Consider the following 19,025-nt stretch of genomic DNA (forward strand, 5'->3'; position numbering starts at 1 on the left):
GACGGAGATCCTGACCCCCGTGGCAGAGCCGGCTGTCCGGCACCTGCCACGGGGGAACAGGTCGGCGCTCTCGCGCCGGCCCCTGACCGGAATGCTGTTCGTCGCGCCGACAGCGCTCATCGTGCTGGTGCTGTTCCTGGTGCCGCTCGGGATCCTGCTGTACATGTCCTTCACGGACTACCCGTTGCTGGGCGCGCCCACGCTCAACGGGATCGACAACTACACGGCCATCCCCGACGACGACCTCTTCCTGGGCGCCATCAAGTTCACGCTCGTCTACACCGCCGTGACCACCGTCGTGATCTTCCTCGTCTCGTTCGTCCTGGTCGCCATCTCGAACAGCACACGCAGGTTCTCGAAGGTGTACCGGACGGCGTACTTCCTGCCGTACGTGGTGGGTACGGCCGCTGCGAGCCTGATGTGGTTCATCAACTACGACACGGTCCTGGGCGTCTACAACGACCTGCTGCTTCGGGTGGGGCTCATCGACGAGCCGTTCGCCTTCCTCGCTTCGGAGACCCCGGCGTTCTGGTCGGTGATCGCCCTGGTCGTCTGGAAGTTCGTCGGCTTCCAGGTCCTGGTCCTGCTGGTCGGGCTCCAGTCGGTCCCGCGGGAGCTGTACGAGGCGGCGCGCGTCGACGGCGCGAACCGCCTCCAGCAGCTGCGCTTCATCACGCTCCCGTACCTGACGCCGACGATCGCCCTGCTGTTCATCCTCTCGGTCACGGGCTCCTTGCTCGCGTTCGACCAGTTCCTGATCCTGACCAAGGGTGGGCCGGACAACAGCACGATCAGCCTGGTCTACGCCATCTACAACACGGCGTTCCAGACCTTCGACCTCGGACGCGCGGCAGCGCTGTCGATCATCCTGCTGCTGGCCCTGATCATCCTCAACGGTGTGCAGCTGAGGCTGCTGCGCCGCCGCGACGCCTGACGCGAAAGGACCACCATGTCGACTCGCACCACGGCACGCTCCGCCGCCGCAAGCGTCTCCTTCCACCTCGTCAGCAGCATCCTGGCGATCGCCTTCCTCTTCCCGCTCCTGTGGGCGATCATCAACTCGCTCAAGACCCCGGAGGAGGCCAACCAGGCGCCGCCGACGCTCTTCCCGACGTCGCTGTCGCTCGGCAACTTCCAGAACCTGATGGACTACGGCTCCGGCCTGCCCGTCTACTTCTGGAACAGCATCCTGATCTCGTTCCTGACGGTCGTCGGCACCGTCGTCGTCTCGGTCCTGGGTGGCTACGGCTTCGCCCGGTTCGACTTCTGGGGCAAGAAGCACCTGTTCGTCGCGGTCGTCGCGATCCTCATGGTTCCGTACGCGACGATCCTGCTGCCGCTGTACATCCTGCTGGGCAAGCTCGGTCTGCAGAACTCGCTGATCGGCCTGAGCCTGGTGCTCGTCATGTTCCAGCTGCCCTTCAGCATCCTCATGATGCGCAACTCGTTCGAGTCGGTCCCGCGGGAGCTCGAAGAGGCGGCACTGGTCGACGGGTGCAGCAACGTCGGCGCCCTGCGGCACATCTCGCTGCGCATGGTGTCGCCCGGCATCGTCACCGTTGCCCTCTTCGCGTTCCTGGCGTCCTGGAACGAGTTCCTCGCACCGCTGATCTTCCTCAACGACGCGAGCAAGTTCACCCTGCCGATCATGCTCGTCAACGTCCGGTCGGGGTCCTACGGCGCCATCGACTACGGCGCCCTGCAGGCCGGCGTCGTGATCGCGATGGTCCCCGCCCTCGTCCTGTACCTCGTGCTGCAGCGGTACTACGTCAACGGGTTGCTCAACGGCGCACTCAAGTCCTGAGCCTCGTCCCCTGGCGGGCCCGCTGCTCGCCGCCTCGTTCTCCGTCCTCGATCCTTAGGAGCATCTCCGTGAACACCCCGACCACGTCCGACCCCGGTCGCCTGGCGGCGCCGTGCGCGCCCCGGACGGACGACCACCTCGCCCTGCGCCCGGTCGCGATCGACCAGGTGGCGATCACCGGCGGCTTCTGGGGCCAGTGGCAGCACCGCAACCGCGACGTCACGACGCCGCACGCCCTGACGTGGCTCGAGCGCGACGGGGCGATGGACAACCTGCGCCGGCTCTTCGCCCAGGATGGCGGCCCCGAGCGTCGGGGGATGCTCTTCAGCGACTCCGACCTCTACAAGGCGCTCGAAGGCATCGCCTGGGACCTCGGCCGTGAGGCGTCGCCCGAGCTGGAGGCGATCGTCGACGACGCGGCGCACGTCCTGGAGCAGGCGCAGCTCGACGACGGGTACCTGAACTCCTGGGTGCAGGCCGGCATGGCCGAGCGCTACGCCGACCTGACGCACGGTCACGAGATGTACTGCGCCGGCCACCTGATCCAGGCCGCCGTCGCCCATGCGCGGACCACCGGACGCGAGTCGCTCCTGCAGGTGGCTCGTCGGCTCGCGGACAACCTCGTGCGGGAGTTCGGCGACCGGCGCCGGGTCGACGTCGACGGGCACCCCGAGATCGAGACCGCCCTGGTCGAGCTCTACCGGCACACCGGTGAGCGCAGCTACCTCGACCTGGCCCAGCAGTTCGTCGACGTCCGCGGCTACGGCGTCATCGGCAAGGGCACCTTCGGTTCGGCGTACTTCCAGGACGACGTCCCGGTCCGCGAGCAGGACTCCGTCGTCGGGCACTCGGTTCGCGCGCTGTACCTGATGGCCGGCTTCGTCGACCTCTACCTGGAGACGGGCGAGCGGGCGCTCCTCGAGGCGGCCGAGCGCCAGTGGGCGTCGATGGTCGGCGAGAAGACCTACATCACCGGTGCGGTCGGCTCGCGGTTCGAGGGTGAGGCCTTCGGTGACCCGTTCGAGCTGCCGCCGGACCTGATCTACGGCGAGACGTGCGCGGGGATCGCCAGCGTCATGGCGACCTGGCGGCTGCTGCTGGCCACGGGGGAGGGCAAGTACGCGGACCTCATCGAGCGCACGATGCACAACCTCTTCGCCGCCTCGACGAACACGGCCGGTGACGGCTTCTTCTACGTCAACCCCGTGCAGCGACGTCGGCCCTGGGATGCCGCACCCGTGGACGGCAAGCCGTTGCGCTCGGACGCCCCGGGTACCCGCCCGGCGTGGTTCGACTGCGCGTGCTGCCCGCCCAACATCATCCGGACCGTGGCCTCGCTGAGCACCTACCTGGCGACGGTCGACGACTCCGGGGTGCAGGTGCACCTCTACGCGCCGGCGACGATGACTCTCCCGATGGGCTCGGGTCAGGTGCGCGCGACGGTCGAGACGGACTACCCCTTCGACGGCACCGTCACGGTGCGCATCGAGGAGTCGACCGAGCAGCCCTGGACGTTGTCCCTGCGCATCCCGGCGTGGAGCCGGGGTGCGACGATCGAGGTCGCCGGTGAGTCACGCGACGCGACGGCCGATGGCAAGGGATACGTCCGCGTCGACCGCACCTGGGCCGCCGGCGACGTCGTGCGCCTCGTGCTGCCGATGCCGGTGCGCCTGACGGTCGCGCACCCCGCGGTGGATGCGGTACGGGGCAGCGTCGCGATCGAGCGCGGACCCGTGACCTACTGCCTGGAGAGCCCCGACCAGCCCGAGGGCGTCAGCCTGGACTCGGTCGAGCTCGTCGCCGGCGGTGCGCTGCGGGTGACCTCCCGGGACGACGTCCTCGGCGGGGCTCTGGTGATCGAGGCCGACGGTCTGGTCCGCGACGACAGCACGTGGGTGGGCACGCCCGGCTGGGCCTCGCTCGGCGAGGAGCCTGAGGCGTCGGCCCGGCCGGTGACGCTCACCGCTGTGCCGTACTACCTGTGGGCCAACCGCGGACCGTCGGCGATGCGCGTGTGGGTCCCGCTGGCGAGGTCGTAGCTCGTCGGCCGGCCAGGCCTGGCACCACGTGCCCGGCCTGGCCGGTCGTCCCGAAGGTCCGTGGACGACGAAGGGATCGTGTCGTGGCTGAGCCGGTGCGGTTGGGAATCGCAGGACTGGGGTTCGGGGCCGAGTTCATCCCGATCTACCGTGACCATCCCGATGCGCAGATGTCGGCCATCTGCCGGCGCAGCGAGGAGTCGCTCGACCGCATCGGGGACGCCTTCGGCATCGAGCGCCGGTTCACGAGCTTCGACGACATGATCGCCGACCCCGAGCTCGACGCGGTGCACATCAACACGCCCATCCCGAACCACGCGGCGCAGTCGATCGCGGCGCTGCGGGCCGGCAAGCACGTCGCCTGCACCGTCCCGATGGCCACGACGCTCGACGAGTGCCGCGCGATCGTCGACGCCGCCCGGGAGTCGGGCAAGAACTACATGATGATGGAGACGACCGTCTTCTCCCGCGAGTTCCTGCACGTCAAGGAGCTGGTGCGCAACGGGACGGTCGGCCGGCTCCAGTTCCTGCGGGGGGCGCACCAGCAGGAGATGGCGGGCTGGCCCGGCTACTGGGAGGGCCTGCCCCCGATGCACTACGCGACCCATGCGATCAGCCCGCTGCTGGCTCTTGCCGGCGGCGCGCTGGCCGAGTACGTCGTGTGCCTGGGGTCCGGACGGATCTCGCCGGAGCTGACCGCGAAGTACGGCTCACCGTTCGCGGTCGAGAGTGCGCTGGTCAAGGTGCGGGACTCGGACCTGAGCGCGGAGATCACGCGGTCGCTGTTCGAGACGGCGCGGCAGTACGTGGAGAGCTTCTCGGTCTACGGCGACCGGTCCTCGTTCGAGTGGGAGCAGGTGCAGGGCAGTGGCCCGGTGCTCTTCGCCGGTGAGGACGCCGAACGCATCGAGATCCCCGACTACGCCCACCTGCTGCCCACACCGATCCAGCGGTACACGACCAAGGGTGTCTACGACGAGGAGCACGCCCACCTGTCGTTCCAGCAGGGCAGCGGGCACGGCGGGTCGCACCCCCACCTCGCGCACGAGTTCGTCCGCAGCATCGTCGAGGAGCGAGCGCCGCTGGTCGACGCGGTCACCGCGGCGAACTGGACGTCCGTCGGCATCTGCGCGCACGAGTCGGCGATGGCCGGCGGGACCCGCGTCGACCTCCCTGTCCTGGACGAGGGCGGAGCCGCCCGATGAGCCGGTGGCCGATCGCCGCCAGCACGTTCATCTGGCACTCCCCGCTGACCACGGCGATCCTCGAGTCGCGGTTGCCGCAGCTCGCGGCGTGGGGGTTCGACGCCGTCGAGCTGCCGCTCGACCAGCCGGGGGACTGGGACGTCGAACGCTGCACCGCGCTCCTCGCCGAGCACGGCCTGGCCTCCGTGGTGTGCACCGTGTTCTCGCCCGGCCGTGAGCTCGCCGCGGCCCCGGCGCAGACGCAGGAGGACACCCTCGACTACGTGCGCGCGGCGATCGACGTCGCGGCTGCCCAGGGCAGCGGTCTGGTGATCGGACCGACCTACTGCTCGGTCGGCCGGACGTGGCGGCTCGACGCGGACGACCGCCGTCAGGTGGGCCGCGAGCTGCGCGAGAACTACCGCAGGCTCATCGACCACGCCGGTCCGCTGGGCGTCCGACTGGCCCTCGAACCGCTCAACCGGTACGAGACGAGCGTGTTCAACACGACCGAGCAGGTGCTCGACGTGATCGGCGACCTGGACGCGGACGTCATCGGCCTCGGCCTCGACACGTATCACATGAACATCGAGGAGCGGTCGTTCGGTGACACGTTGCGGCTCGCAGGGGACCGCCTCTGGCACCTGCAGGTCTGCGGCAACGACCGTGGCGCACCGGGCGGCGACCACACGCCGTGGGACGAGGTGTTCGCGACCCTGCAGGAGATCGGCTACCGGGGCATGCTCGGGATCGAGTCGTTCACGCCGGAGAACGAGTCGATGGCCAAGGCGGCGTCGATCTGGCGCCCCCTGGCCGTGTCACCGGACGCGCTCGCCGTCGAGGGTCTGGCGTTCCTGCGGCAGGCGACCGGTCCGGTATGAGGGCGACCGGTCCGGTGTGAGCCGGCTCAGCCCGTGAAGGCCTGGGCGTCGAGGAACTCGACCTCGACGGACTCGATGTGCTGGCGGCGATCGGCCAGGAAGGTGGTCATGTGGGGATACCGCTCATGAGCCTCGAACGCTGCGCGGTCCCGGTAGAGCTCGTAGAACACGCGGCGCAGCGGTTCGCCGGGCACGGTGTGCACGGCGTAGACGAGGGTCCCGGGCTCCGCAACCTTGATGGCCTCCAGCGTGCGCAGCGCGAGCTCGTCGAAAGCCTCCGCGTGGCCGGGCCGAAGGATGTGGTTCACCACGAGTGCCAGACCCGCCATCACGCCTCCATCGTCGTCCTGCGTCATCGTAGAGCCTGCACCGCTCGCAGGACCTGCACCGCTCGTAGGACCTGCACCGCTCGTAGGACCTGCACCGCTCGCAAGGCCTGCACCGCTCGCAAGACCTGCACCGTGACCACCCGGAAGGACTCCTCCCGTGCTTGAGACCGCCCCTGAGACCATCGCGACGGACTTCGAGGTGCTCGACGACCGCTTCCGCCGGTATGGAGGAGACGCACGGACCGAGCGGATCTTCACCGGTGGTCGATGGCTCGAGGGCCCGGCCTGGTTCCCGGCGGGGCGCTACCTCGTGTTCAGCGACATCCCGAACGACCGGATCATGCGCTGGGACGAGACGACGGGCTGCGTGGGGGTGCTGCGGCGCGACGGCGGCTATGCCAACGGTCACACTGTCGACCGGCAGGGCCGGCTGGTCAGCTGTGAGCACGGCGGCCGCCGGGTCACCCGCACCGAGCACGACGGCTCGGTCACCGTGCTCGCCGACCGCCTCGCCGACGGTCGACGGCTCAACAGCCCCAACGACGTGGTGGAGCACTCGGACGGCTCGATCTGGTTCACCGACCCGACCTACGGCATCGACACGGACTACGAGGGGCACCGGGCGGCCAGCGAGACGGACGGCTGCCACGTCTACCGGGTCGACCCGGTCGACGGCACGGTCCGGGTGGTGGCCGACGACCTGGCGATGCCGAACGGGCTCGCGTTCTCGGCCGACGAGCAGCAGCTGTACATCGTCGACTCCCATCGCAAGCACGTCCGGCGGTTCGACGTCGCCGCCGACGCGGGCCTGTCGGGCGGTGAGGTGATCGCCGAGTGCGACGCGGGGACGTTCGACGGGCTACGGCTCGACGACGTCGGTCGCCTCTGGCTGGCCGCGCACGACGGGCTGCACTGCATCGACCCGGACGGCACCCTGATCGGCAAGCTGCGGCTGCCGGAGGTCACGTCGAACCTGACGTTCGGCGGGCCCCAGCGCAACCACCTGTTCATCACCGCGACGACCTCGGTCTACGCGCTGCGGGTGAACGTCACCGGGGTGCGCCGTCCCGACCGGCCGTGGACCGGGCCGGCCGGCGGACCGGGTCGCTGACGGTCAGGGCCGTCCGGTCGACCGTCGCGTCGGCGCCACGACCTTGATCACCGCGGAGTCGTCCGCTGCCCCGAGGCCCTGGGCCTGCCCGAGCAGGTAGAGCTGTTCAGCGGCTGCGGCGAGCGGGGACGGCAGCCCTGCGGCGCGGGTTGCCCGGCCGACGATGCCCATGTCCTTGACGAAGATGTCCAGCCGACTGAGCACCTCGGCCCCCGCCTCGGTGTAGGCCTGGAGGATCCGCGGGCCGCGGTTGGCGAGCATGAACGAGCCGGCCGCACCGGCTCCCAGTGCCTCGAGAGTCCTGGCCGGGTCGAGACCGAGCGCATCGGCCAGGGCCAGGGCCTCTGCGGCGGCGGCGATGTGCACACCGCACAGCAGCTGGTTGACCGTCTTGAGCGCCTGACCGTCGCCGGGCCGGTCACCGACCACGGTGAGCGTCGATGCCAGGAGCTCCAGGACCGGCCGTGCCCGCTCGAGGGCGGCGGGCTCCGCGCCGACGACGATCAGCAGGTCGCCGGCACCTGCCCGGGCCGGGCCGCCCGACAGCGGCGCATCGACCAGGGCCACGCCGCGCGCGGCCAGACCGGCGACCGTCGCGGGGATCGCCTCGGTGCCGACGGTGCTGGTCAGGATCACCACGGCGCCGGTTCGCAGGCTCGTGGCCACGCCGTCGGGACCGAACAGGACGTCGTCGAGCTGGGTTCCGCTGCGCACCGCGACCAGCACCGCGTCGGCACCGGTGACGGCCTCGCGCGCCGAGCTGCTGGGCACGACGCCGGCGTCGGCGGCGAGCCGCAGCCGGGCGGCGTCGATGTCGAACCCGTGCACCGTGAGCCCGGTGACGAGCCGGGTCGCCATCGGCAGGCCCATCGCGCCCAGGCCCAGGACGGCGACGGTGTAGCCGGGGGTTCGGGGATCTGCCTCGTGCGGCATGGTGGTTCTCCTGCAGGTCGACGGGTCAGGGCATCGTGCTGAGCGTGCGCACCACGGCGGCCAGGGCCGCGTCGTCCCCGACGTTGCCGGCGAACACGACGTAGGGGATCCCCGCGGCCGGGCCGTCCACCGGCTCCCACAGGGAGACGATGCCGGGCAGCATCGGGCCCCGGACCACGGCACGGCGGATCTCCAGGCCGTGCGCGGCGACGTCGGAGGACGTGATACCGCCCTTGGCGACGACGAACCGTGGCCGGTGGAGCGCGATCGTCCGACGCACGACCTCGACGACGGCTGCCGAGACGGCCCGCGCGATGCGCAGGCTCTCGGCCGGATCGTCGGCCCGGACCAGCAGCCTGCTGGTGTGCAGGATCACGTCCGTCCGGGTCAGCGCTTCCGCGACGGCCGAGGCGGTCGCCGCCACGTGTGCGCCGGCAGTGGCCGGGTCCAGCAGGAGCTCGACCTGGAGCTCGACCACCGCCGCCGAGGCGTGCCGAGCGGTCAGCACGGCCAGCTGCCGGGTCGTCGTCCCGACATGGGAGCCGACCACGATCAGCCCGCCACCGGGCCCCGCCCCGGCGCACGCCTCCGCGCGGCACAGGGGCGGTCGTTCCCGCTGCCCGATGCGGGCCCGGACGAAGGGTGGACCGACCCGGTACAGCAGTCGCATGCCCTGGGCCTCGGCCAGTGCCAGGCCCAGGGCCAGAGCCCGCAGGTCGTCCTCGGTGACGATGTCGACCACGATCGGGGTCGAGTCCGTGGCCGGGGCGACGGCCGCGGCGATGCCCGTCGCCCCGCCCCGGACGACGGCCAGGTCCAGGACGATGACGTCCGACGCGGCGAACCGCCCGGCGGACTTCTCCTCGACGTACCTGGCCAGCTCCGAGCTCCGGTAGCCGAAGCTGGCGTCCTGCGCGTACTCCGTGTCGGCGACGGGGGTCAGGACGCCGTCGGCGCGCATGTAGTGCACCCCGCCGATGGTGATCCGGCCCGCGTCGGGGAACGCAGGGACGATCACCACGCCGTCGGTCGGCAGACCGGCCACCTCGAGCAGGGTCGCCGCGATGACGTCCGGCTCGAGGGGGTAGTGCCCGCGCAGGGTGGAGTCGCTGCGACTGACGAAGCCCAGCGTGGTGCCGGTGGCCGCCGCCGCGGCGAGCGCTGTGGTCACGACGTCCCGCGTCCTGGCCGCCGCCTCGGTGGCGTCCAGGCTGCGCGTGTTGGTCAGCACGTACACCGCCGGCGCGGTCGTGGTCCCGATGCGGTGGGTGAAGGCCCAGACGAAGTCCTCGACCTCCCATCGCAGGAGCACCGGGAGGTCCGCGACCGACTGGGTGCCGGTCGGGTCGTCGTCCAGCACGACCAGGATGCGGGGCGCTGCCGCGACCGAGGCCGCCACCGCCGCCGGATCGACCGGGACCCCGGGCGGGAACCCGGCCAGGAGCTCAGCCTCGAGTGCCACCGGCGGTCGCCGCTCAGGCGCCGAGGGCGGTGGAGCCGCGGACCACGAGGCGGCAGGGCATGGTCTCCACGCCGGTCGTGGTGGTGCCGTTCATGGCGTCGACGAGGAGCTGGGCGGCGCGGCGGCCGAGCATCTCGAGGTTCATGTCGATGCTGGTCAGGGGTGGGCGGGCGCCGGAGGTCATGATGTGCCAGTTGTCGAAGCCCATGACCGCGACCTGACCGGGGACGTCGATGCCGCGGTCGCGCAGGACGTCCAGGACCCCGCGGGCGATCTGGTCGCTGCCGCACAGGATCGCGTCGACGTCCGGGTTCTGGTCGAGCAGGGTGTGGGTCGCGGCGCGGCCCCAGGCCTCGGTCCAGCTGCCGAACCGGACCGTCGCCCCGGCCAGGTCCAGACCGGCGGCGGTCAGGGCGGCCAGGGCGCCCTTGGCGCGGTCCTGGGCGGCGGAGTACTGCACCTCACCGGAGATGTGGGCGATCCGGCGGCGGCCGGTGGCCACCAGGTGCTCGACGGCCAGGGCTCCGGCGTTGACGTTGTCGGGGATCACCGAGGCGTCGTGGGGGTCGGTCGAGGGGGCGTAGGCGTAGACGACCGGGATCGGCAACCGGCCCAGCGTCGTCCGGGGGTCCGTCGTGCTGCCGACCACGATCAGGCCGTCGACGCGCCGGCCGAGCAGGGCGCGCAGGTGGTGCTGCTCACGGATCGCGTCCTCGCGTGCGTCGCACAGCAGGACCGACATCTTCCCGCCGCCGAACGCGTCCTCGGCGCCCATCAGGATCGGCAGGCTGAACCGGCCGACCAGGTCGTTGGTCAGCAGCCCGACCGTCCCGGTCTGCCCGGCGACGATCGCCTGGGCCAGGGAGTTGGGTGTGAACGAGACCCGATCGGCGGCCTCGATCACCCGGCGCCGGGTCTCGGGGTGCACGTTGGCCCGCCCGTTCAGCGCCTTGGAGGCCGTGGCGACCGAGACCCCGGCCAGCGTCGCCACATCACGCAGGGTCGGTGTCCGCGGTCGGCTCGGCACATTCTCGACGACGCTCACCACGCTTCCCCCTCCGCTCGTCCCGGTCTGCCTGCCATCGGTGCGGACCTCACCGTCTGGTAACGAAAACGATGTCACACAAGACGTCAGTTGACCAGTGCCGCCACGCAGCGGAGACGGCAAGAAAGTGGTTTCGGAGCGTTTCGTTCTGAGGTGCTGATGGCGACCTGCGGGTCGACGCGGCGCGCTGTCAGGTGGCCGTCGAGCACGGACCGCTGATCGTCCGCACACCGTCGGCCGTAGGCTGACCTGTGATCAGCCGACGGACCCAGACCCTCATCACCCGGGCGCACACCTGGGTCTACCGGCGCACCAGGGGTCGCGTCGGCGGCAGGCTCGGGTCGATGGAGCAGGTCCTGCTGACGACCACCGGCCGCACCAGCGGCCGGCCACGCACGACACCCCTGACCGGGATCCCGCACGGCGACGGCGTGCTGCTGGTCGCCTCCGACGGCGGCAACCGGCAGCACCCGCAGTGGTACCGCAACCTCCTGGTCGACGCCGAGGTCCTCGTGCAGCGGGGTGGTCGCACGATCCCGATGCGGGCGCGGACGGCGACGCCCGCCGAGCGGGCCGAGCTGTGGCCCGTCGTCGTGCGGGTGTACGGCGGCTATGCGACGTACCAGAGCCGCACGGATCGGCAGATCCCGCTGGTCGTCTGCGAGCCGATCGCGCTCTGAGGGCACTGTTGCCCTGGCGTGCGCCGTCGCCGTGGCGGGCGCCGTCGCGGCGACTTCGGCGAGGCTCGCCTTGGTGGCGCGGGCGGCACCGGTTGCCTAGCGTCGAGCCATGGAGACCCACGCACGTCCGGATCCGGCCGTCGAGACGATGCCGTCGCCACACCCGGACGAGCCGCACCGCAACGGCCTCCAGGCGCGGCTGAACTGGCTGCGCGCGGGTGTGCTCGGTGCGAACGACGGCATCATCTCGACCGCAGGCGTCGTCGTCGGTGTGGCTGCGGCGACGCCGGATCGCACCGGCGTCCTGATCGCGGGCGTCGCGAGCCTCGTGGCGGGGGCCGTGTCGATGGCGCTGGGGGAGTACGTCTCGGTGAGCAGCCAGCGGGACACCGAGCGGGCCATGATCGCCCAGGAGCTCCGCGAGCTCGCCGAGGACCCCGAGGGCGAGCTCGCGGAGCTCGCCGACATCTACCGCCGCAAGGGCCTGACCGTCACCACCGCCAAGCAGGTGGCACTCGAGCTCACCGCCAAGGACGCACTGGCGGCGCACGTGCACGCCGAGCTGGGTCTCGACCCGCACGAGCGCGTCAACCCGTGGCATGCCGCCATCGCCTCGGCGATCGCCTTCACCGTCGGTGCCCTGCTGCCGTTGGCCGCCGTCGTGCTCTCGCCGCTGGGGGCACGCATCCCGGTGACCTTCGCGGCCGTCGTCATCGCGCTGGCCGTGACCGGCTCGGTCAGTGCCCGGATGGGCGGGGCCCACCGGCTGCGCGCGATGATCCGGCTGATCATCGGTGGCGCGCTCGCGATGGGGATCACGTTCGGCATCGGCGCCCTGCTCGGCGCGACGGTCGTCTAGGGCGTCTCTCCCTAGTTGAGCGGTTGGTGGGCGTGATGCTGGGCGGGTGCGCGCACGTTGCCGCGGCGCAATGCCGGTCAGACTACGAGGTCCTCCCAGACGAGAGCGGTCGTCGTGCCGCTCTGCCAGTCGCGTCGCAGAGTGCCGTAGGCCACCGAGGCGACCGGCTCTCCACCGTCGACCGGCCAGCCCTCCCGGTAGTGCGCCTCCTTGAGCCAGCCGCACCGCAGGAACGTCTTGCGCATCGCGATGTTGTCCTCGCGCGTCTGCCCCTCGAAACGGTTGACGTCCGCCATCGTGCCGAACACCAGGTCGGTCGCCGCACGCAGTACCTCGACGCCGAGGCCGTGACCACGGACCGGCCCGTCGAGCCGGAGGTCAAAGAGCGGTGCCCGGTCCGTGAGGTCCTCAAGCCGGAGGAAGCCGATCCGGCCGAGGTCGGCGTGCTCGACCCAGTAGGAGTCGTTGTCCTCGTTCCGATAGACGCCTTTGCGAATCGCCCCTTCGACGTCCTCAACCGCGACCTGGGTGCGAACGTGGAAGGGGAAGACGTTCCGCGTCATGAAGTCGACGAGAGCGGCTCGGTCGGCGCCGACGGGATCGAGCCGGTGGAGCGAGATGGCCATGGCGATCACCGTAGGCGCTCCGACCAATCACGACCTCGCCGTTTGCGCCGAACCGTCGTCCTCGCGACATCATCACGTCGCTGCGACATGGGAGACACGTCCTAGCTGTCAGGACATCCGGCGCCGGGTCCTCGGCGGCAGGACGCTCGCGGTCAGGCGGACTCGCGCAGCACGAGGTGTGCCTCGAAGAGCACCGGCTCGGTGCTGACGTCCTCGCCCGCCAGCACTGCCTGCAGGATCAGGCCGGCCCGCGCGGCCATCTCGCCCACCGGCTGGGCCACCGTGGTCAGGCTCGGGGACGTGGACTCCGCCACCCCGATGTCGTCGAAGCCGACGACGGCGACGTCATCGGGCACGACGACGCCCCGTGCGGCGAGCAGGGGCAGCGCGCCGGAGGCCATCAGGTCGGAGGCCACGAAGACGGCGTCCACGTCCGGATGCGTGTCGATCAGCTCGGCGACCGCCGCCGCACCGCCGCGCATCGTGAAGTCGCCGTACACGACGGCGTCAGCGGGCAGCCCGGCCGCGTCCATCGCCGAGCGCCAGCCGCTGAGCCGGTCGATGCCTGCGGTCATGTCCGGCGGTCCGGCGACGGTCCCGATCCGGCGGCGACCGCTCGCGATCAGGTGCTCGGTGGCCATCCTGGCGCCCAGGGTGTTGTCCATGTCGACGTAGCGGGCGTTCGGCACGTCGAGCGGCCGGCCGATGAACACGCAGGGCAGTCCGGAGTCGACCAGCTGACGGTTGAGGGCGTCGTCGCGGTGGTGGGAGGCGATGACCGCCCCGTCGACGCCGCCGGTCGTCAGGTAGCGCGCGGCGCGCTCCGTGCTGGGCCCGGGCCGGGCGATCAGCAGGACGACCTGCAGGTCGGAGTCGTCCAGCGCGAGGCTCAGACCGTTGATGATGCCGCCGAAGAACGGGTCGGTCAGCAGCCGCGAGTTCGGCTCGGGCACGACGAGCGCAACCGATCCGGTGCGCCTCGTCGCGAGGCTCCGCGCGACCGGGTTCGGCGTGAAGCCCAGCTGCGCGATCGCCGCCTCGACGGTGAGCCGGGTGCGGTCGCTGACCAGGTGCCCGCCGTTGATCACCCGCGACGCCGTCGCGCGCGAGACGCCCGCCACCGCCGCGACCTGGCGGATGGTCGGGGCGCTGCGCCGCAGCGGTACGGCCGTGCGCGGGATGGTCACGCCCAGACCGTACCGGTCGCCGGGACCCTCCCGGTCCGGGCGGCCTGCGCGAAGGTCAACCCGCTGAGCTTCGGGGTGCGCTCGAGGGTGCCGAAGTCGACCCGGACGATGCCGAACCGCTTGGCATAGCCGTAGGCCCACTCGAAGTTGTCCAGCAGCGACCACGCGAAGTACCCGCGGACATCGGCCCCTGCCTCGATCGCCTGGTGGACCGCGCGGAGGTGGTCGACGACGTAGCTGGTCCGCTCGACGTCGTCGACAGCGCCGTCCGGCCCGACCTCGTCGTCGTACGCCGCCCCGTTCTCGGTGATGTAGAGCGCGATGCCGGCCGGGCCGGTGTAGTCGGCGTGCAGACGCTCGAGCAGACGGCGCAGGCCGTCCGGCTGGACCTCCCAGTCCATCGCGGTGCGCGGCAGTCCGCGCGAGACCACGTGCACGTCCGCTGCGCCGACGTTCGGGTTCGACGTCGGACGCACGACCGCCGCGCCGGTCGGCAGGGTCTCGGCGTGGTCGGGGGCGTGCGCGGTCATCGCGTTGCCCTGGTAGTAGTTCACGCCGATGAAGTCGACGGGGGTGCTGATGACCTCGAGGTCGCCGTCCCGCACGGGCAGTACGGTGCCCGCCGCCGCGAAGGAGTCGATGGCCGTCTGCGGGTAGCTGCCCAGCACGACCGGATCGAAGAACAGCCGGTTGATCAGGGCATCGATCCGGTCCGCCGCGTCGACGTCCGCCGGGTCGCGGGGGTCGGCGGGGTCGGCGACAGTGGTGTTGAACGTGATGCCGAGCGTCGCCGTCGGGTCGGCCGCGCGCAGGGCACGCGTGGCCTGGCCGTGGGCGAGCAGCAGATGGTGGGCCGCGGAGACGGCCGCCTGCGGCTCCTGGCGACCGGGGGCGTGCTGCCCGCCGGCGTAGCCGAGGAAGGCAGCGCACCACGGCTCGTTGAACGTGGTCCAGTGCCGGACCCGGTCACCCAGTGCGCCATGCATCGCCAGGGCGTAGTCCGTGAAGTGGTCGACCACGTCGCGTTCGGCCCACCCGCCGCGGTCCTCGAGGTACTGGGGCAGGTCCCAGTGGTAGAGCGTCAGCCAGGGCGTGACGCCTGCGGCGAGCAGCCCGTCGACGAGGCGGGAGTAGAAGTCCAGCCCGGCCTGGTTGAGCCGGCCGGCCTCGGGGAAGACCCGCGGCCAGGCGGTCGAGAACCGGTAGGCCCCGAGACCGAGATCGGCCATCAGGGCGACGTCCTGCGGCCACCGGTGGAAGTGGTCGCAGGCCACGTCGCCGGTGTCGCCACCGACGACCGCGCCCGGGACGCGGCAGAAGGTGTCCCAGATGGAGTCGGTCCGGCCGTCGTCGTGCACCCCGCCCTCGATCTGGAAGGCGGCTGTCGCCGCACCCCAGACGAAGCCCGCGGGGAAGACCAGGTCGTCGGTGTTCGTCATCCCTTGACAGCTCCCTGCATGATGCCGGACACGAGGTGCTTGCCCGCGACGGCGAAGACGATGATCAGGGGGACGGTCGCCGCGACGACACCGGTCATGATCAGGGCGTAGTCCTTGAAGTAGCTGGCCTGCAGCAGCTGCAGCGCGACGGGCAGGGTCGGGTTGGACGACCCGAGCACGATGAACGGCCAGAAGAACTGCGTCCACGACCCCACGAAGGTGAACAGCGCCAGCATGGCGGCGGCGGGACGCGCCGCCGGCATCGCCACGTGCCAGAACGTGCGGATCATCGAGCAGCCGTCGATGCGGGCCGCCTCGATGAGCTCGAACGGCAGCGCCTCCTCGAGGTACTGGGTCATCCAGAAGACACCGAAGGCCGTCACCATGCCGGGCACGATCACCGCGACGAGCTTGCCGGTCCACTCGAGCTTGCTCATCACGATGAACAGCGGCACGACGCCGAGCTGGGTCGGGACGGCCATCGTCGCGATGATGAAGGTGAGCAGCCCGCGGCGGCCGCGGAAGCGCAGCTTGGCGAACGAGTAGCCGGCGAGCGTCGAGAAGAAGACGATCGAGATGGAGGTGACCGCGGCGACGATGACGCTGTTCAGCACCGCGGGCCAGAACTTGATGTCGGAGGTGACGACCCGCTTGAGGTTCTCCAGCAGGTGCCCCTCGGGGATCAGCGAAGGGATCGGGTTCTGGGCGATCGTCGCGGCGTCCGAGGAGGCGAGCAGCACGGCGTAGTAGATCGGATAGGCGGACACCAGGATGACGAGCGTCAGGAGCACGTACGTCACCCAGCCCGGCCGGCGGTTGATCCCGCCCAGGCCGCGCTTGCGCGCCGCTGCGCGGGCCGCACCGGCACCTGCGGTCTGACGGATCATGGGCACGGAGGTCATCGCGAGCCCCCCTTCTGCGAGGTGGACGCGATGCGTCGGGTGATGGCGAAGTTGATCAGGCCGATCGCCACGATGATCAGGAACAGGATCCAGGCCACTGCCGAGGCCCGGCCGAAGCTCTTCTGCGAACCCCAGCCCAGCTCGTACAGGAACATCGTCACTGTCATCCACTGGCGGTCGGCGCCGCCCTGGCCGAGCTGGTCGAACATGCGTGGCTCGTCGAAGATCTGCAGGCCGCCGATGGTCGAGGTGATGACCACGAAGATGATGGTCGGCCGCAGCATGGGCACGGTGACCGAGAGGAACTGGCGCAGCCGGTTGGCGCCGTCGATCACGGCCGCCTCGTACAGGTCCCGGGGGACCGCCTGCATCGCGGCGAGGAAGATCAGGGTGTTGTAGCCGGTCCAGCGGAAGTTGACCATCGTCGCGATGGCCAGGTGGCTGGACAGCGGGTCGGCGTGCCAGCGCACCGGCGCGATGCCCAGGTTGCCGAGGATCGCGTTGAACATGCCGGCCTGGTCGCCGAAGAGCTTGGAGAAGATCAGCGCGGCCGCGACCGGCGCGACGACGTAGGGGAGCAGGACGCCCATCCGCCAGAACGTCCTGGCCCGGAGGTTCGCATCGAGCACGGCGGCCAGGATGATCGCGATGATCACCTGCGGCACCGACGACAGCAGGAAGATGCTGAAGGTGTTGCGCAGGGCCGTCATGAACCGCGGCTGGCCCAGGACGTCGACGTAGTTCTGGAAGCCGACGAAGTCCCCCTGGCCACCGATCAGGTGCCAGTCGTGCATCGAGACGAACGCCGTGTAGACGAGCGGGAAGAGCCCGACGATCGCGAAGACGATGAAGAACGGCGAGATGTACAGGTAGGGCGAGAGCTTGACGTCCCAGCGGCCGCGCCGGTTGCGACGCACCCATCGGGCTGAGCCGTACGGGTCCGTCGGTGACTCGAGGACCACGTCCTCGGTCTGGGGCCTGGCGGGGCTGGGGGCAGCCATGGTCCACTCCTGCGTCGTCGGAGGTCTGGTGCGGTCGTCGGGCCGTGCGACATCACTCAGGCTGGGTCACCGGGTCGACCGGTGACCCAGCCTGAGATCAGTCTCCTACTGGATCAGCCGAGCAGGATCAGCCGAGGCCGAGCTCGGAGTAGGCGGTCACTGCCTTGTCCCAGGACGACGTGGCGTCATCCGTCTGGTCGACGTCGACGCGGGTCAGGGCGTCGGCGACGGTCGTGTGGATCGCGAAGTAGTTCGGGCCCTTGAACGGCGTGGCCGTGATCGCGGCCGCACGGTTCGCCAGGATCTGGCCGACCGGGGCGTCGTTGAAGAACGGGTTGGTCAGGGCGAGCAGCTCTTCGCTGTCCAGAGCCTCGACCTGGCTCGGGAAGGTGCCCTTGGCGACGAAGGCCTTGATCTGCTGCTCCGGAGCGGTCAGCCAGTTGGCCAGTGCCATGGCCTCCTCCGGGTGCTCGCTCTGCGCCGGGACGGTCAGGTACGAGCCGCCCCAGTTGCCGCCGCCGCCGGGGAAGACGTCAGCGAAGTCCCAGGTGGTGACGCCGGCGGCGTTGCCCTCGACGACACCCAGCATCCAGCCCGGGCACGCCATCGTGGCGAAGGCGCCGCTCTGGAACGCAGCGTTCCAGTCGTCGCTCCACTGCGCGAGGTGCGCGGAGAGGCCGTCGTCGACGCTCGCCGCGAGGACGGAGTCGTAGATGTCCTTGACGGTCGCGTGGTCGATGCCGATGACCGTGCCGTCGTCCTCCTCGTAGGCGTTCTCGACCTGGTTGATCATCGCCTGGTAGGTGGCGCCGGCCGAGTCGAACCATGCGGCGTCAGAGGCAGCGACGAACTCCTTGCCGACCTCGAAGTAGTGGTCCCAGTCGCCCTCGAGCAGCGTGGCGACCTCGGCGCGGTCCGCCGGCAGACCGGCGGCCTCGAACAGGTCGGTCCGGTAGCACAGGCCCTCGGGGCCGACGTCGGTGCCGTAGCCGAAGAGCATGCCGTCCGCGGTCGTGGCAGCGGCGGTCTTCCAGTCCAGCCAGCGGCCCTCGACCGACGGGTCGGACAGGTCGACGAACTTGTCGGGGAACTGCATGAGCTCGGTCAGCCAGTCGACCTCGATGGCCTCGATGTCGGACAGGCCGGAGCCGGCCGCAAGGCGCGTGTTGAGGTTGTCGCGGGCCTCGTTGGCCGTGGCCGCCTTGACCTGCTCGACGGTGATGTTGGGGTTGAGCTCCATGTACTCGGTGATGAGGTCCTCGTACCCGAACTCGTTGAAGGTCGCGACGGTGAGGGTGATCTCCTCGTCGGTCCCCCCATCGGCCGGGGCCTCGGTCTCGGTGTCGGTGCCCGTGTCGGTCTCGTCCTCCGTGCCGCTGCTGCAGCCGGTGACGACGAGCGCGATGCCGGCGATGCCGGCAGTGAGCGCAAGTGCCCGCTTCCTGGTCGTGCGCACTGGTGACTCCTTCGTCGTAACGGCGGCTGCTCTGCCGCCCCGTCCTGGCCTGGCGTCGGACGTCCCGAGCCAGGCATGGCGCATCCG

Annotated in this window: 18 protein-coding genes; 8 read left to right on the forward strand and 10 right to left on the reverse strand. The window is 70.7% G+C overall.

Annotated elements, in window-relative coordinates:
• Positions 1–19: 19 nt before the first annotated feature.
• The 5 genes from K415_RS0113165 to K415_RS0113185 all read left to right on the forward strand — a co-directional run bounded on the left by K415_RS0113165 (position 20) and on the right by K415_RS0113185 (position 5,908).
• Positions 20–934 (forward strand): carbohydrate ABC transporter permease, encoded by a 915-nt coding sequence (locus K415_RS0113165; protein ID WP_197024731.1) that lies wholly within the window; start codon positions 20–22, stop codon positions 932–934.
• Positions 935–949: 15 nt separating this feature from the next.
• Positions 950–1,804: a carbohydrate ABC transporter permease gene (locus K415_RS0113170; protein ID WP_024287511.1), complete on the forward strand. Its 855-nt coding sequence runs from the start codon at positions 950–952 to the stop codon at positions 1,802–1,804.
• 68 nt (positions 1,805–1,872) lie between these two features.
• Entirely contained in the window at positions 1,873–3,843 is a 1,971-nt protein-coding gene (locus K415_RS0113175; RefSeq protein ID WP_024287512.1) for a glycoside hydrolase family 127 protein, read from the forward strand.
• A gap of 83 nt (positions 3,844–3,926) precedes the next feature.
• Positions 3,927–5,048, forward strand: a complete 1,122-nt coding sequence (locus K415_RS0113180) for a Gfo/Idh/MocA family protein (protein ID WP_024287513.1) — start codon at positions 3,927–3,929, stop codon at positions 5,046–5,048.
• The gene (locus K415_RS0113185) at positions 5,045–5,908 is read left to right on the forward strand and encodes a sugar phosphate isomerase/epimerase (RefSeq protein ID WP_024287514.1); all 864 of its coding nucleotides are present in this window, start codon (positions 5,045–5,047) and stop codon (positions 5,906–5,908) included. Before K415_RS0113180 ends, K415_RS0113185 begins: the two co-directional genes overlap by 4 nt.
• Positions 5,909–5,934: 26 nt before the next feature.
• Here K415_RS0113185 and K415_RS0113190 read toward each other — a convergent pair whose 3' ends face one another.
• Positions 5,935–6,237: a putative quinol monooxygenase gene (locus tag K415_RS0113190; protein WP_024287515.1), complete on the reverse strand. Its 303-nt coding sequence runs from the start codon at positions 6,235–6,237 to the stop codon at positions 5,935–5,937.
• A 157-nt stretch (positions 6,238–6,394) separates the two neighbouring features.
• On the opposite strand from K415_RS0113190, the gene K415_RS0113195 reads away from it, so the two are divergent.
• Positions 6,395–7,348: an SMP-30/gluconolactonase/LRE family protein gene (locus K415_RS0113195; RefSeq protein WP_024287516.1), complete on the forward strand. Its 954-nt coding sequence runs from the start codon at positions 6,395–6,397 to the stop codon at positions 7,346–7,348.
• A 3-nt stretch (positions 7,349–7,351) separates the two neighbouring features.
• On the opposite strand, the gene K415_RS0113200 is transcribed toward K415_RS0113195, so the two are convergent.
• From K415_RS0113200 to K415_RS0113210, 3 genes are read right to left on the reverse strand one after another with little or no spacing between them, the layout of a single operon-like run.
• Complete coding sequence (locus K415_RS0113200) at positions 7,352–8,281, reverse strand: NAD(P)-dependent oxidoreductase (protein WP_024287517.1); 930 nt, start codon at positions 8,279–8,281, stop codon at positions 7,352–7,354.
• A gap of 25 nt (positions 8,282–8,306) precedes the next feature.
• On the reverse strand, positions 8,307–9,743 hold the full coding sequence (locus K415_RS0113205) for a four-carbon acid sugar kinase family protein (RefSeq protein WP_024287518.1): 1,437 nt from the start codon (positions 9,741–9,743) through the stop codon (positions 8,307–8,309).
• Positions 9,744–9,756: 13 nt separating this feature from the next.
• The gene (locus tag K415_RS0113210) at positions 9,757–10,788 is read right to left on the reverse strand and encodes a LacI family DNA-binding transcriptional regulator (RefSeq protein ID WP_231494894.1); all 1,032 of its coding nucleotides are present in this window, start codon (positions 10,786–10,788) and stop codon (positions 9,757–9,759) included.
• A gap of 251 nt (positions 10,789–11,039) precedes the next feature.
• Between K415_RS0113210 and K415_RS0113215 the strand changes: the two genes are divergently transcribed.
• Both K415_RS0113215 and K415_RS0113220 read left to right on the forward strand, forming a co-directional pair.
• Positions 11,040–11,468: a nitroreductase family deazaflavin-dependent oxidoreductase gene (locus tag K415_RS0113215; protein ID WP_024287520.1), complete on the forward strand. Its 429-nt coding sequence runs from the start codon at positions 11,040–11,042 to the stop codon at positions 11,466–11,468.
• Positions 11,469–11,577: 109 nt separating this feature from the next.
• Positions 11,578–12,327, forward strand: a complete 750-nt coding sequence (locus K415_RS0113220; protein ID WP_024287521.1) for a VIT family protein — start codon at positions 11,578–11,580, stop codon at positions 12,325–12,327.
• A gap of 77 nt (positions 12,328–12,404) precedes the next feature.
• On the opposite strand, the gene K415_RS0113225 is transcribed toward K415_RS0113220, so the two are convergent.
• The 6 genes from K415_RS0113225 to K415_RS0113250 all read right to left on the reverse strand — a co-directional run bounded on the left by K415_RS0113225 (position 12,405) and on the right by K415_RS0113250 (position 18,938).
• The gene (locus K415_RS0113225) at positions 12,405–12,953 is read right to left on the reverse strand and encodes a GNAT family N-acetyltransferase (RefSeq protein WP_024287522.1); all 549 of its coding nucleotides are present in this window, start codon (positions 12,951–12,953) and stop codon (positions 12,405–12,407) included.
• Positions 12,954–13,105: 152 nt separating this feature from the next.
• On the reverse strand, positions 13,106–14,140 hold the full coding sequence (locus K415_RS0113230) for a LacI family DNA-binding transcriptional regulator (RefSeq protein WP_024287523.1): 1,035 nt from the start codon (positions 14,138–14,140) through the stop codon (positions 13,106–13,108).
• Entirely contained in the window at positions 14,137–15,579 is a 1,443-nt protein-coding gene (locus tag K415_RS0113235; protein WP_024287524.1) for a GH1 family beta-glucosidase, read from the reverse strand. The genes K415_RS0113230 and K415_RS0113235 overlap by 4 nt, the downstream gene beginning before the upstream one ends.
• A complete protein-coding gene (locus K415_RS0113240) occupies positions 15,576–16,481 on the reverse strand; it encodes a carbohydrate ABC transporter permease (RefSeq protein WP_024287525.1) in 906 nt (301 codons plus the stop codon). Before K415_RS0113240 ends, K415_RS0113235 begins: the two co-directional genes overlap by 4 nt.
• A complete protein-coding gene (locus K415_RS0113245) occupies positions 16,478–17,482 on the reverse strand; it encodes a carbohydrate ABC transporter permease (RefSeq protein ID WP_024287526.1) in 1,005 nt (334 codons plus the stop codon). Before K415_RS0113245 ends, K415_RS0113240 begins: the two co-directional genes overlap by 4 nt.
• Positions 17,483–17,609: 127 nt before the next feature.
• Entirely contained in the window at positions 17,610–18,938 is a 1,329-nt protein-coding gene (locus K415_RS0113250; protein WP_024287527.1) for an ABC transporter substrate-binding protein, read from the reverse strand.
• Positions 18,939–19,025: the final 87 nt, after the last annotated feature.

This window comes from Cellulomonas sp. KRMCY2 (assembly GCF_000526515.1).
Classification (GTDB): Bacteria; Actinomycetota; Actinomycetes; order Actinomycetales; family Cellulomonadaceae; genus Actinotalea.

Coding starts and splice junctions, on each gene's coding strand:
- K415_RS0113185 (WP_024287514.1), top strand. CDS start 5,045: ATGAGCCGGTGGCCGATCGCCGCCAGCACGTTCATCTGGCACTCCCCG.
- K415_RS0113235 (WP_024287524.1), bottom strand. CDS start 15,579: ATGACGAACACCGACGACCTGGTCTTCCCCGCGGGCTTCGTCTGGGGT.
- K415_RS0113245 (WP_024287526.1), bottom strand. CDS start 17,482: ATGGCTGCCCCCAGCCCCGCCAGGCCCCAGACCGAGGACGTGGTCCTC.
- K415_RS0113240 (WP_024287525.1), bottom strand. CDS start 16,481: ATGACCTCCGTGCCCATGATCCGTCAGACCGCAGGTGCCGGTGCGGCC.
- K415_RS0113190 (WP_024287515.1), bottom strand. CDS start 6,237: ATGGCGGGTCTGGCACTCGTGGTGAACCACATCCTTCGGCCCGGCCAC.
- K415_RS0113200 (WP_024287517.1), bottom strand. CDS start 8,281: ATGCCGCACGAGGCAGATCCCCGAACCCCCGGCTACACCGTCGCCGTC.
- K415_RS0113170 (WP_024287511.1), top strand. CDS start 950: ATGTCGACTCGCACCACGGCACGCTCCGCCGCCGCAAGCGTCTCCTTC.
- K415_RS0113225 (WP_024287522.1), bottom strand. CDS start 12,953: ATGGCCATCTCGCTCCACCGGCTCGATCCCGTCGGCGCCGACCGAGCC.
- K415_RS0113220 (WP_024287521.1), top strand. CDS start 11,578: ATGGAGACCCACGCACGTCCGGATCCGGCCGTCGAGACGATGCCGTCG.